At 43.1% G+C, this 13,518-nt stretch carries 8 protein-coding genes and 4 tRNA genes; 6 read left to right on the top strand and 6 right to left on the bottom strand.

What is annotated here, in order from left to right:
• The first annotated feature begins 319 nt into the window (after positions 1 to 319).
• The 3 genes from putA to A6J60_RS02635 all read left to right on the top strand — a co-directional run bounded on the left by putA (position 320) and on the right by A6J60_RS02635 (position 5,235).
• Positions 320 to 3,514: a bifunctional proline dehydrogenase/L-glutamate gamma-semialdehyde dehydrogenase PutA gene (gene putA, locus A6J60_RS02645; protein ID WP_096064622.1), complete on the top strand. Its 3,195-nt coding sequence runs from the start codon at positions 320 to 322 to the stop codon at positions 3,512 to 3,514.
• A 54-nt stretch (positions 3,515 to 3,568) separates the two neighbouring features.
• Positions 3,569 to 4,261 carry a 1-pyrroline-5-carboxylate dehydrogenase gene (locus A6J60_RS02640; RefSeq protein ID WP_096064621.1) on the top strand — a complete coding sequence of 231 codons (693 nt, stop codon included), beginning with the start codon at positions 3,569 to 3,571 and terminating at the stop codon, positions 4,259 to 4,261.
• 206 nt (positions 4,262 to 4,467) lie between these two features.
• A complete protein-coding gene (locus tag A6J60_RS02635) occupies positions 4,468 to 5,235 on the top strand; it encodes an MBL fold metallo-hydrolase (RefSeq protein WP_096064620.1) in 768 nt (255 codons plus the stop codon).
• Between the two features lie 186 nt (positions 5,236 to 5,421).
• Here the strand turns inward: A6J60_RS02635 and A6J60_RS02630 are convergent, their stop codons facing one another.
• Positions 5,422 to 6,795, bottom strand: a complete 1,374-nt coding sequence (locus tag A6J60_RS02630) for an NAD(P)-binding domain-containing protein (protein WP_096064619.1) — start codon at positions 6,793 to 6,795, stop codon at positions 5,422 to 5,424.
• Between the two features lie 301 nt (positions 6,796 to 7,096).
• On the opposite strand from A6J60_RS02630, the gene A6J60_RS02625 reads away from it, so the two are divergent.
• The 3 genes from A6J60_RS02625 to A6J60_RS02615 all read left to right on the top strand — a co-directional run bounded on the left by A6J60_RS02625 (position 7,097) and on the right by A6J60_RS02615 (position 11,390).
• Entirely contained in the window at positions 7,097 to 7,825 is a 729-nt protein-coding gene (locus tag A6J60_RS02625; RefSeq protein WP_096064618.1) for a hypothetical protein, read from the top strand.
• Positions 7,826 to 8,097: 272 nt separating this feature from the next.
• Positions 8,098 to 10,119 carry an AAA family ATPase gene (locus A6J60_RS02620; RefSeq protein ID WP_096064617.1) on the top strand — a complete coding sequence of 674 codons (2,022 nt, stop codon included), beginning with the start codon at positions 8,098 to 8,100 and terminating at the stop codon, positions 10,117 to 10,119.
• A 146-nt stretch (positions 10,120 to 10,265) separates the two neighbouring features.
• Positions 10,266 to 11,390 (top strand): type I glyceraldehyde-3-phosphate dehydrogenase, encoded by a 1,125-nt coding sequence (locus tag A6J60_RS02615; protein WP_096064616.1) that lies wholly within the window; start codon positions 10,266 to 10,268, stop codon positions 11,388 to 11,390.
• A gap of 89 nt (positions 11,391 to 11,479) precedes the next feature.
• On the opposite strand, the gene A6J60_RS02610 is transcribed toward A6J60_RS02615, so the two are convergent.
• The 5 genes from A6J60_RS02610 to A6J60_RS02590 all read right to left on the bottom strand — a co-directional run bounded on the left by A6J60_RS02610 (position 11,480) and on the right by A6J60_RS02590 (position 13,117).
• Positions 11,480 to 11,570, bottom strand: a tRNA-Ser gene (locus tag A6J60_RS02610).
• 136 nt (positions 11,571 to 11,706) lie between these two features.
• Positions 11,707 to 11,797, bottom strand: a tRNA-Ser gene (locus A6J60_RS02605).
• Positions 11,798 to 11,970: 173 nt separating this feature from the next.
• Positions 11,971 to 12,309, bottom strand: a complete 339-nt coding sequence (locus tag A6J60_RS02600) for a CopG family transcriptional regulator (protein ID WP_096064615.1) — start codon at positions 12,307 to 12,309, stop codon at positions 11,971 to 11,973.
• Positions 12,310 to 12,561: 252 nt separating this feature from the next.
• Positions 12,562 to 12,637 (bottom strand) — tRNA-Asn (locus tag A6J60_RS02595).
• 404 nt (positions 12,638 to 13,041) lie between these two features.
• A tRNA-Asn gene (locus tag A6J60_RS02590) sits at positions 13,042 to 13,117 on the bottom strand.
• Positions 13,118 to 13,518: the final 401 nt, after the last annotated feature.

The raw sequence follows: 13,518 nt of genomic DNA, 5'->3' as shown, positions 1-13,518 counted from the left end.
TGATAATAACAATTGATAGCAAATCTTTGTTAGTAGTAATACGTCCTCCTTAGCAGCCGTCTTATAATTAAGCTCGGTTTACAATGTGTTGTTTTAACATTGTAGATACTTATCCTTCCTTTAATGACACGCTTATGCAGTCTATAGTGATATTTAATATTTTAATCATTAAGCCTGCTGATTTGCCAATGATTCGCAAATTTCGTGCTGACCCTGTGCCAATAAATGACAAACCATAAACTCGGCTGTTAATTATTTGATTACCTTGTTTTTTTATTCCTATATTTCGTTATCTATTTAAATTATCAATGGAGATGATATGAGTTTTAATAACCCATTCTACCCGCAAAACCCAATTCAATTCTCACCGCAACAGGTGCTAGATCCGAGTTATATCGACAAGCCGTCTAAAGAGCTATTTAAACTCATATCCCCTTTATATAGCGCCGATGAAGATGCTTGGTTAGGCGAGCTATTGCCACTGGCAGAGCCGCAAGTGAGCCAAGGTGTCGATGAAAGACAAGCCGCTGCTGATCAAACCGCAAGCTTAGTTGAGCATGTGCGTAACAATGACAAAGCGGTCAAAATGGTGGACTCGCTGTTATTAGAATACAGCCTAGATACGCAAGAAGGTATCTTATTGATGAGTCTGGCCGAAGCCTTGATTCGTGTTCCTGATAATGCCACTGCCGATGCGCTTATTGCCGATAAAATGAGCGTTGCCGATTGGAAAAAGCATCTTAAAGATGACAATGGATTTATCGTCAATGCCTCAACTTGGGGTCTGATGATGACCGGCCGTGTGGTCAGTATTGATAAAAAAACAACCGCCGCTGGCTTTTTGGATCGTATGACCAAAAAGATGGGTGAGCCAGTAATTCGTAGCGCGATGCAGCGTGCGATGAAAATTATGGGCCATCAGTTTGTACTGGGTGAAACCATCGAGCAGGCCCGTCAAAATAGCCAACCTTACCGTGATAAAGGCTATACCTACTCATTTGATATGCTTGGTGAAGCGGCGGTCACTCATAAGGATGCAGAAAAGTACTTTAGTGACTATCTACATGCCATTAAGTCAGCTGCAAATATTCAGGTTAAGCCTGGTATGCCTAAGCCATCAGTGTCTATTAAGCTGTCGGCATTACACCCGCGTTATGAAGCGACTCAAATCGACCAAGTTTTAGGCCTATTGCGTCAGCGTTGTATTTTGTTAATTGAAGCGGCACGTGATGTTGATGTCGATATTAGTATTGATGCGGAAGAAGCAGACCGCTTAGAAGTGTCATTAAAATTATTTGAGTCTTTGTACCGCGATATTATGACTCAAGATTGGGATGGTCTAGGTCTGGTCGTACAAGGCTACTCTAAGCGCGCACTGGCAGTGCTAACTTGGCTGGCAAGCTTGGCCAAAGAAGTGGGCGACCGTATTCCAGTACGTCTGGTAAAAGGCGCTTACTGGGACTATGAGATTAAATTAGCGCAGCAAAAAGGCATTACCGGCTATCCGGTATGGACGCGTAAAGAAGGCACGGATGTGGCTTATCTTGCTTGTGCGCGCTTCTTATTAACCGAGCAAGTGCGTGGTGTGTTATGGCCACAATTTGCCACTCATAACGCGCATACCTTATCGACAGTGATGACCATGAGTCCACACAGAGACTTTGAGTTCCAGCGTCTGCATGGTATGGGTGATGCACTGTATGATCATATCTTAGCCGCTTATAACATTCCGGTTCGTATTTATGCGCCAGTAGGGGCACACAAAGACTTGCTGCCGTACTTGGTACGCCGCCTGCTAGAAAACGGCGCCAACAGTTCATTTGTGCATCAGCTGCTTGATAAAAGCTATCCGATTAGCGAGCTGACGGTGCATCCTTATGACAAGCTGACCAGCCATGCCACGCTGCATAATGAGCGTATCAAGATGCCACTGGATATCTATGGCGACAGAAAAGCCAGCTTCGGTCCTAATATCTTTGTTGACTCACAGTGGCAACCGTTCAAAACCGCTATTGATGGCCATTTAAGCGACACTTGGACCGCGACGTCAGTTATTAACGGCGAACAAGTGAATGTTAAAGATAACAATCTAGAGGCCATTGAGGTGTATGCACCTTGGAGCCATGATGTCAAAGTAGGCGAAGTGACCTACGCCAATGCAGACGTTGCTAAGCAAGCCATTGAGCAAGCGGTAGCAGGGCAGCAGCAGTGGCAAGGCATTGATGTCAGTGAGCGTGCCAGTATTTTACGCCGTGTTGCTGACGTTTATGAAGACAACTATGCACAGCTGGTGGCTATGTGTCACAAAGAAGCGGGCAAGACCATGCAAGACAGTATCGATGAGGTACGTGAAGCGGTTGACTTCTGCCGTTACTATGCCGATGAAGCAGAGCGCTTAAGCGAAGAGACCAACAGCTTTACCGATCTGTCTGGTAATCAAGTTACCCAAAAACGTGCAGCACGCGGTACTTTAGTCTGTATTAGCCCATGGAACTTCCCATTGGCTATTTATACCGGTCAGATTATGGGCGCATTGGCGGCAGGCAATACCGTTGTGGCCAAGCCAGCTGAGCAAACCAGCTTAATAGCTTACTTTGCAGTACAGCTGATGTATCAAGCCGGTGTGCCTGGCTATGCATTGCAGTTCGTCACCGGTGCCGGTGAAGTCGGTGGTGCATTGACTGCGTCTAATCAGATTGATGGGGTTATCTTTACTGGTTCAACTCAAACTGCGCAGCTGATTAACCGCTCTCTATATGACGGTAGAAAGGCGTCGGCGGCCAACGCTGATTTACCAGTGTTAATTGCTGAAACCGGTGGTCAAAATGCCATGATTGTGGACTCAACCGCATTGCCTGAGCAAGTGGTGAAGGATGCTGTATTATCAGCCTTTGGTTCAGCGGGTCAGCGCTGTTCAGCTTGCCGTATCTTATGCTTGCAAGAAGACATTGCTGACAACGTCATTGAGCTATTAAAAGGCAATATGGCCGAGCTAAAAGTGGGCAACCCAACGCAAGTGTCTACCGATGTCGGTCCAGTGATTGATAGAGATGCTCAAAAAGGTCTACGCGCCCACATTGAAGCGATGCGAAAAGACCCCCGTGCCCGTGTGATTGCACAAACCCCAATCAGCGCTGAAAGTGCCGATAAGCTAAGCAACAGTACCTTCGTGATGCCAACAGCGATTGAGGTTAAGTCCATTGACGTGATTGGCGGTGAGCACTTTGGTCCTATCATGCATATCGTGCGCTACAAAGCCAGCAAGCTTGATGAGTTGATTGATGAAATTAACGCCACTGGATATGGATTAACCTTAGGTATTCATAGCCGTATTGAAGCGGCCGCTGACCATATCGAAAGCCGTGCTAAAGTCGGTAATACCTATATTAACCGCAACCAAATTGGTGCCATTGTCAATGAGCAGCCGTTTGGTGGTAGTGGTTTGTCTGGTACCGGTCCGAAAGCGGGTGGCCCACATTATGTGGCGCGCTTGACTAAGTGGCAAAACGTTTAAGCACGGTTAACGAACAAACAAATTATGGATAATCCAAAAATTTAAGGATCACACATGACACAGATATTTAGAGACAACCAACAACAGCACTGTGAAACTTGGGGTGCGATGGAGGCGGTGCAGCGTAGTATTATTTTGACTGAAGCCTGTCGCAAACTGGCAGCCATTACCAGCAACCCCGACAAAGCACAGCGTTTATTTACCCATATTTTAAATCAGGCTGAGCACTTAGATCAGATCAATAGACTGTCTGGTGCGACTGGTGAGACCAATGATTTATATTTTGCGCCACGCGGTAAAGTAATGATTGTGGGTACAGACCAAGCCGATTCTGTTCCAGTTTTGGGACAATTGGTTGCGGCGCTACTGGCAGGTAACGAAGTTATTTTGCGCTATCAACGCGATGAAGCACTATGTGATCAGGCCATCACTATCTTGCAGCAGGCAGGCGTATTAGAAGGGGTGATGAGTACGGCCAATGATGCAGAGCTGGTGACGTTATTGCATATTTACCGTTTGGCTGTTGTTGGCTTGGTCGGTAGCCTAGATGAAGCCGTTGAAGTGGGTCAAGAATTGGCTCAGTCAGATGGTATTATTACCCAATTAGTTGCGGTAACCGATATGGCAGGCTGCCATGAGATGTTTGAGCCTGAATATATTGAACGCTTTACCACAGAGCGCGTTAAGACGGTCAATACCACAGCGATTGGCGGTAATGCCAGCTTAATTGAACTGGGTATGGGCTAATTGCTTTTAGTAATGGCTATTAAACAGATGTGACAGGGAAGTTATCTGTTAGTCATACAACAATATTAAGATTAAAGTTAAGGTCAAACAGCCACTATACTTAATCTACTGTACTTATTTACTTGAGTGACTTATGTACTTGAGTTGGCATCATAAATTTAGGGTGTGATATTATAGATGGTTGTTTAAAGCGAAAAGGAAATTCGATGAGCTTAACGGAGATTGTGCAGCTTGAGGGTCACATACAATCCATTTATTTGGCGGTATATCCTGACAAACTACTGTTACTGGATGGGTGTTGCCGCCCTGATGTGCCTTTAGTATTAGACTATATCAAGCATACCTTGCAGCGGCCCATTACTGATTTAAAAGTGGTGGTCACCCACATGCATGCTGATCATGCCGGTGGGGCGCTGTTGTTTCGGCAAGCGACCGGCTGTCAAATTGTCTCCAGTGATAAGTCAAACCAATGGTATGCCGGTGTCGGCGGACGGGTGATGCATTTTATTGATACCAGCTTGGCGTATTGGGTCGCTAGGCGCTTAGGTCGTCCGACTAAACGTTTGTGGTATCCAGCTCATTTAACCCCAGACATCACAGTGGTAGATGGCCAAAGGCTGCCACATTTTGAAGACTGGCAGGTATTGGTAACCGCTGGGCATACCGATCGCGACCTGTCTTTATATCACCCACAAACACAGCGTATCTATACCGCTGATTTAATTATCAAATTGCGCCATAAATTTGTCGCTCCTGTGCCTATTTATTTGCCTCAGGTTTACCGTGAATCGCTAAAACGTGTAAAACAGTTAAACCCAGAGCAGGTGATGATGGCCCATGGCGGTGCTAAGTATGTCGAGCCTGAAGTGTTTGATCAGTTGATACAAAGAGTGCCAGAGCGTCCTGTTACCGTGAAGGCGACCATAGAGCATAAATTGTTTTGGTGGTTTAAACGGCCTAAGCCAAATTTATAGACGTTAATCATTTAATTATGAACCAAAACAAAACAGTTTAAGCTAAAATAGCCTAAGCGTTTATAGCAATTTATTTACACGATAGACGTCAACAGCCTTATCAAACTGCCATTAAAAAGGCCAAGCAACGATAGCTGCTTGGCCTTTTTTAACGCTTAGATAAAGCCAATCGTTATATAGCAACGATTAAGCTGAGCGAGAGGGCTTCTCCAGCGTAATGTTTAAGAAGTGCTCTAACGAGTCGTCCATAATCTTCAGCCATGGTTTAGGTAGAGATGGCGCCATCGTACCAGTTAAGGTTGAGCGGTAAGATTTTTCACGGAAGGTCATGATGCCTTTTTTCTTATCCTTCTTCCACTGCTTGAAGATTTCCCCTTGTTTTTCAACTTCAAACTCAGGGTAATCTGTTGCATCATATAAGTCACGAATATAGCTGGCTTGGAAGTCGATTTCTTCTTCAGCATTGCTTAGTTTTTCATGACGTTCTAACCAGTGTTGCTCATCTTTTTGACGCGTTTCTAAATCAGGTAATTCAATTTTACCTAAGATAACATCACGTGCGTACCAAGCTTGGGCATCGAACATATTAAAGGTAAAGTACTGATCTTGCATGCCTAAGTAAATAAGCTGTGGGTTAGGCTGCCAGAAAATACCTTTATACAAGTTAGCTGGATACAAGCAGTTGTGTGTCTGTAAGCGCAGCTCATCTGGTAAGAATGGGAAGTGGAATAGGTAACCGGTACACATGATGACCGCATCATATCTTTGGCTAGTGCCATCAGAGAAGTGTGCCACGTCATTTTCAAAGTGAGTCACCAGTGGTTTTTCTGAAATGCCTTCTGGCCAATCATAGCCTAAGGGTTGTGTGCGATAGCTGATAGTGACCGATTTTGTGCCATATTTATAGCACTGAGTACCGATGTCTTCAGCAGAATAGCTACTACCGATTAGCAGGATATCTTGACCTTCAAACTCTAGCGCGTCACGGAAGTCATGCGCATGTAGAACACGGCCAGTATATTTTTCTAGGCCTTCAAAGTAAGGCATATTTGGGGTAGAGAAGTGGCCAGTCGCGACAATCACATGGTCGAACTCATTGGTTTCTTGTTCGCCTTTTTTGTGATCCATCACAGTGACGGTAAACTTCTTAGTTTCGTCATCAAAGGTAACCCAACGTACTGGGCATTCGAAGCGAATATATTTATTAATATCTTGTTTTTCTAGACGCCCCATAATATAGTCACGTAACACTTCGCGAGGCGGATAAGAAGGGATAGGGGCACCGAAGTGCTCTTCAAATGAATAGTCAGCAAATTCTAAACATTCTTTTGGACCATTTGACCAAAGATAGCGGTACATACTGCCATGTACTGGCTCACCATTTCTATCTAGACCAGTACGCCAGTTGTAGTTCCACATACCGCCAACAGCGTTTTGTTTTTCATAACAGACGATTTCAGGTAAGTCCTTCATACCTGCTTTTCTTGCGGCTTCAAACGCACGCAATTGAGCTAAACCACTAGGACCTGCACCTAAAATAGCGATCTTTTTATGACTCAAAATTATCTCCTATTTAATTTAAGTAAACAAATCGAGGCAAGACTATATCATTTATCTAAAAACAATTTTATATGTTGACTTACAAGTCATACGAATTATAGTAATAGAAAAATAGAGTTGGTTAAATAATTTTTATCAATGATATGTATTTTGATTAACTATGTTTATGTAGAACGGATTAAATATCCATATAAACGACAATACTTGACGCATATAAACCAAACTTAACGTTTGTGCCCTTGTTATGTGAACCAAAATTGCTTAATCTGCTTATAAATACAAAAAAGGATACGGCTAAAATATGGAACCACTTTCAATACTTCCAGTCACTTTGGCTTCAGTGATGGCTACGTTCTCTACAGATAATGCCAATGTAGAGCAGGCTGTTATTACCACTCATGTCAGCCCCGAAATTGCTGGCGTATGGGAGCTCGACTTACAAGCAATCCCAGATTTTGCAAAACCAGATGCCCAAAATAAAGCAGGCGGTGTGTCTGTAGACGCGTCAGAAAGTCAGGAATTACAAGATTTAATCGCAGCGATTCAAGAAGCAAATAGAGTTGATCAAGACATCATTGATCACGCTAAGCAGGTTCAAGCCAGTCAGGAAAACAGTCAGGCACAAGCAGATAATAATCAAACCAATAATCGTCAAAAGAGTAGTACGGGTTTAACTCAATACGACCCAGAGGCAAAATCACTGCCCATCCAACCGGCAACGGTTGCTGCATCCAATCAGTGTCGCGAGCGTTATAGCTTTGGTGCTGATAATGTACTGGTAACCACCAGTGGTGAAGAGTGGACCTACAGCAATTATATGTACCAGCATCAAGACGAAGGCCTACCTATTATTGCCATTACGACCCGCTATGATAATAATAAGCCTGACTGTTCGGGTACTCAGGTCGATCAGGCTGGCGAAGCTTTATTGGCTTTCGTTGATTATCAACCTAAGAATAATCTAATGCGTTGGTGTATTGATCCCAAAGGTACTAACTGCTTTATGACTTTCCATAAGCTGGTGCCATAACGTTTATCGACAACTTGAATCTAGCATTTCAATAAATATTTGATTCAATACGATTGATAATATACAGTCCCTTAGCAGAGACATCATCACTTGCACTATCATCCTGCTATATCAGGCAGGATGCTATTTCAGATACGTCGCTATATCAGAATGCTATCGCCACTTAACATCAAACCTTATTACACGGTTTGAATAGAGTAGCCGATAGCATTTGACGTTAGACAAATTTCTGCCTTGTCAGGTTCACTTGCTTTTAATAAGACACCCCGCTCATGAAACAATCGACCGCCTTGGATATTCTCAAAACGGGTAAAAATGTTTTTTTAACCGGTTCAGCAGGTTCAGGAAAAACCTACACTTTAAATCAATACATTCATTATTTGAGAGCCAGACGGGTACCGGTAGCGACGACTGCCAGTACCGGTATTGCTGCTACCCATATGAATGGGACAACTATCCACAGTTGGTCAGGCATTGGTATTAAAGATGAGCTTACTGAACGTGACCTGTCTAATTTATCACGTAAAAAGATACTAAAAGATAGGCTGCAAGGCACATCGGTTCTGATTATCGATGAAATCTCTATGCTTCATGCTAAGCAGCTGAACTTAGTCAATCAGGTATTAAAGCACATACGTCAAAGTGATAAGCCTTTTGGCGGTATTCAATTGGTCGCTGCGGGTGATTTCTTTCAGTTACCCCCAGTAGGCAGTCGTGGTGAAAGCAATAGAGATAAGTTCGCCTTTATGTCAGAAGCCTGGCTTGATGCTGGGTTTAAGGTCTGTTATTTGACAGAGCAGCATCGACAGCAGGCGGATGACCAGGCAAAGGATGTTCAGCAGCAGATTACTTTAGATGCCATTTTAAATCAGATACGTGGCGATCAAGGGGTTACCGCAGAGGCTATCTTGGCACTACAAAATACCTTTTATCAAGATGTGGACGTCAATCGTACACGGTTATACACCCATAACGTCAATGTAAACAAAATTAATGAAAATGAGTTGGCGCAGCTATCTGGTGAAACCGTAACCTATCACGCGATAGCGCATGGTGATAACAAACTGGTTGAAACCCTTAAAAAGTCGGTGCGTACCAGTGATGAGCTCACGTTGAAAATTGGCGCTAAGGTAATGTTTATTAAGAACAATACTGAGCTTGGGGTATCAAACGGCACCATGGGCGAGCTGGTTGGGTTTACGACCATTAAGCCATTAAAGACGAGTAGTGTTAAAGCGGCGGATGATAAAGAAAGCTCAAGTATTAAGTCCTCAGCGCTACAAGCTGCCAAAGACCAAAAAGCTGCCACTGATACTAGCTTAACCAATCAAGATGACACTGACGACGAAGTAGAGTCTACAGAATCAGATGCGCCGGTATCGACTGATCGCTACCCAATTATTAAGCTCAATACAGGGCGACAAGTCATTGCTGAGCCTGAAGAGTGGGTGATTGAAGATGAAAATGGTGAAATACTTGCCAGTTATACCCAAATCCCGTTAACCCTAGCTTGGGCAATTACCATTCATAAGTCGCAAGGGATGACCCTTGATGCAGCAGAGATTGACTTATCTAAGACTTTTGAATTAGGACAAGGCTATGTTGCCTTATCACGTCTCAAATCACTTGAAGGTCTTAAGCTGCTAGGTATGAATGATTTAAGCTTACGTTTAGATCCATTAGCGCGGGGTGCAGATTCTAGATTCCAACAGCTGTCTGATGAAGCAGAGCAGACCTTTAGTGATATTGAAACTGAAGTGCTGAAAGAATCGCATGATCGCTTCGTGTTGACCCGAGGTGGCACCTTAAGTAAAAGCAGTATCGATGCCTACGAGTCTCAGTTTAAAGCACGTCAGCAAAGACAGGCGAAGAAGCAAGCGCAAAGAGATAAGCTTGGTAATCAGCTAACAGATCATTCGCAAAGTACGCTAATGGAAACCAGGCTGCTGCTTGAAGAGAGCTTATCTATTGCCGAAGTTGCTCAAGCTCGTGGCTTGGCTCAATCAACCATTATGAAGCATTTATCTCAAATCAAGCAGCAAGACCCTAGCTTTAAATGTGAGCATCTGCGCCCTGATGACGCCATTGTCGAAAAGGTAAGTGCTGCTGTTGATGTGATTATTGCCGCAGCGGATCCCAATGACTTTAGTGGCGGCGACGATAGCAGTGGTGTCGATAGCGCTGGCAAAGATCTATTTACCAAAGATCGTATTAAGCTGCGTCCGATCTATGAATATCTGAATGAGAAAATAGATTATAATAGTATCCGTCTGGCGTTGATATTTGTCGAGTAATCCATCACAATCGACGTTTATCAAAACCATGCTATGCCATGCCGTTAGTTAGCTTAGCTTCTGCGGTTGTGCACTCATCCCTGTATTTATAGCCTCAAATTAAGAGCTATTGGTCTGTTATATTCTGCTATTTTTAAGTTGCCACTATGTCCCTTATACCTGCACAGTCCGCCACAACATCATTGCAACGCAAGCGTCCATTACGCGTCGCCATTAACGGCTTTGGACGTATAGGGCGTAATGTATTACGCGCACTGATTGAGCGTTTTGATGTACTGGGTAAATTGGTACACATTGTGGCCATCAATGATGTGGCGGATGTTGATACACTGCTACATCTATTAAAATATGACAGCACCCATGGTCGATTAAGCCGGCTAGGGGTGCAAGCCAGTATCCGTTATCCGTCAGCCGCAACCAGTGATGAGCAGCAAAACATCCAACTGTGCCTGACCAAAAATGACAATACCTACTGTATAGACTTACTTGCGACTGCTGAGCCAGAGCTATTACCATGGCAAAAGCTTAAAGTGGATGTGGTACTTGAGTGTACTGGTCACTTTCGCTCTTATGACGATGCCAGTCGTCATTTGCAAGCAGGTGCAAAACAAGTCATTATTGGCGCAGCACCCTTTGACAACGTCGATGCGTGTATTGTGATGGGCGTCAATGAAACAGAGCTGAACCGCCAGCTACCGATTATCTCAAGTGTGTCTTGCACCACTCAGGCCTTAGTGCCACTCATCTATGTCCTTGATAAAGCCTTTGGCACTCAGTCAGTAATGATGACCGAGATTCATGCGGTGACTGCTGATCAAAATGTGCTCGATCAACCACACCGTGATAAGCGCCGAGCACGTGCTTCAGGCCATAACTTTATCCCAACGACCTCTAGTAGTATTGCCGCTACCGAGCGCACCTTACCGCATATGCTCGGCAAAATTGATGGTCATTCAATACGGGTGCCGACGATAGATGTGGCTGCCATTGATGTCACCTTTGTGTTTGAGCGTGAGGTTAATCTAGAGCAGGTGAGGGCAGTGCTTAAAGCCGCCTGCGCGCCTGACAGCCGTTTGCATGGCATTATGGGATACACTGAAGAGCCATTGGTGTCTAGCGACTTTATCCATCAACCTGAGTCGCTAATCATCGATGATGAGCAGCTGATGCAGGTTGGTAGTCAGGTGAAGGTATTTGCTTGGTATGATAATGAGTGGGGCTATGCCAATCGTTTACTTGATATGTGCTTATATCTGCATCATGTGGATTAGCCGGTAATTTGTAATAAAAAACCCAGCAACATTAAAATAAACAACATAAAAAAAGACCAGCTTAGTAATAAGCTGGTCTTTTTAATATCTGGCGGAGTCGGAGAGATTCGAACTCTCGAAGGGCTATGAACCCTTGCCGGTTTTCAAGACCGGTGCATTCAACCGCTCTGCCACGACTCCAATAAGTGGCTTATTATAATGAAAATCTGACCAAATGCAAGGGGTGAATAAAATTTAATTTAGTGGCAGCTGGCAGACATAAATTACGAACATAAAAAAAGACCAACTTAGTCAATAAGTTGGTCTTTTAAGTATCTGGCGGAGTCGGAGAGATTCGAACTCTCGAAGGGCTATGAACCCTTGCCGGTTTTCAAGACCGGTGCATTCAACCGCTCTGCCACGACTCCGTAGGTGCAGTATTATAGAGGGTTTGATTTTGATTGCAAGTATTTTTTCACATTTTTGTAATTTTTTTTATTATCAATGCTTTTGCCAGCATTAAATGCCCAATCGAGCCCCAAAAACTAAACCATATAAGTGGTATGTGAGGGCATACAGCATTGGGCATGATAGAACTTACTTATTTTTCTTCATACTGTTCTTCAAGCAAGCCTTTAGTGGCATAGCTATTATGGGTATCAATAATGGCCTGCTCGATAATAGAGCTGCTAACACCTTTAGAGCGTAGTTGCTCAATAAATAGCTCATCGTCAGCTAGGGTATAGCCATCATGGTCTCTGTCTAAGCCTTGACGTATATAAAGACGAATCAGACCCTGGATACGCTTAAAGCCATGCTCATGCGCGGTTTCTTCCATTAAGCTGATCATTTCTTCAGACAGTCTAATGCTGACCGGACGAGTGATTTTCTGTGGATGATTTGAATATTTATTGCGGATATGAGGAGGAATTAAAGCCATATTATCATCAATTAGGTTAAGTAGATTTAATTTATTATAGGTGATATGGGACTAAACACCAAGCAGTAAGCACCAATAGAGCGTGTTAGTTGTGTTATAAGCAAAGTAGGGGGGATTTTGCTTAAGGTATCTTTGTGCTTTGTGGCAAACTGAGATGCACAAAACAACATGCATAAAAAAAAGTCCTAATCACTGATTAGGACTTTTTTAGGTTTTAACTAAAATCTATGGGTGTTAAAACCTTTTAGAATTTGGCTCCCTAACCTGGGCTCGAACCAGGGACACACGGATTAACAGTCCGATGCTCTACCAACTGAGCTATTAGGGAATAACTTGTCACCACATTAATCTTTATAGCAAAGAACTAAAGGGGTTAACGACTAAGTGATGCGTATTCTAGCCAAGCTTTGACTGGGTGTCAAGCCTTATTGCATAAAATTGTCATAAAAACTTTTAATCGACTATTTTTGCTACTTATCAAGGCTGATTAGCGCGCTTATTGTATCCCAGAAAGCTTATATTATTCAACAAAAGTAAGGGTCAGCCAGATTGGTTTAATTATTTAGTTGATTAATTTTGCGGCTGGCTAGGTTTTAGGAAGACCCACTATAAATAGATACACTAATTATTTTAGACAAAAAAAAGTCCTTATCGGTTAAGATAAGGACTTTGGCATTTTGCCATAAAGAAAACTGCCTTTCGCAGTGTTAGCATGCTTAACATGCTAGAATTTGGCTCCCTAACCTGGGCTCGAACCAGGGACACACGGATTAACAGTCCGATGCTCTACCAACTGAGCTATTAGGGAATAGCTGGTGTTAACAACAAGATTCAATTAAAAATTTTATTGAATTCAAAGCACTGAATTGATGTGCTGTCGTTGTTAAGTGGGGCGTATTCTAGCAGATAAATAACAGGCGTCAACCTTTTTTTTAAAAAAAAGATGAAAAAAGTGCATTTTTTGCAAAAAAAGGGCTTTTTAAGCAAAAATCAGTGGTTTTTAGCTGTTTTTAGCAAGTAATTTTTTAGAAGGCTATTTTTTTAGGAAGCTATTTTATAGGAGGTTATTTAAACAACTGTTTTTAAAATACGGACTTTGAAATTCGGTTTTTAATAGATTGTCATCACTTTGGTTTAGGTTATGCATTTATATGTGTTACTGTCAAAACCCAATAGTCGGCTGTTCAATTGCTTAGCACTTTAAAATTA

Source organism: Psychrobacter sp. FDAARGOS_221 (assembly GCF_002313155.2).
Lineage (GTDB): Bacteria > Pseudomonadota > Gammaproteobacteria > Pseudomonadales > Moraxellaceae > Psychrobacter.
Note: the sequence above shows the minus strand (reverse complement) of the source record. Positions and strands in the feature narration are given on the sequence as shown.

Excerpts from the sequence above, each read along its gene's own strand:
- A6J60_RS02620 (WP_096064617.1), top strand. The coding sequence starts at position 8,098 with ATGAAACAATCGACCGCCTTGGATATTCTCAAAACGGGTAAAAATGTT.
- A6J60_RS02635 (WP_096064620.1), top strand. The coding sequence starts at position 4,468 with ATGAGCTTAACGGAGATTGTGCAGCTTGAGGGTCACATACAATCCATT.
- A6J60_RS02615 (WP_096064616.1), top strand. The coding sequence starts at position 10,266 with ATGTCCCTTATACCTGCACAGTCCGCCACAACATCATTGCAACGCAAG.
- putA (WP_096064622.1), top strand. The coding sequence starts at position 320 with ATGAGTTTTAATAACCCATTCTACCCGCAAAACCCAATTCAATTCTCA.
- A6J60_RS02625 (WP_096064618.1), top strand. The coding sequence starts at position 7,097 with ATGGAACCACTTTCAATACTTCCAGTCACTTTGGCTTCAGTGATGGCT.
- A6J60_RS02600 (WP_096064615.1), bottom strand. The coding sequence starts at position 12,309 with ATGGCTTTAATTCCTCCTCATATCCGCAATAAATATTCAAATCATCCA.
- A6J60_RS02640 (WP_096064621.1), top strand. The coding sequence starts at position 3,569 with ATGACACAGATATTTAGAGACAACCAACAACAGCACTGTGAAACTTGG.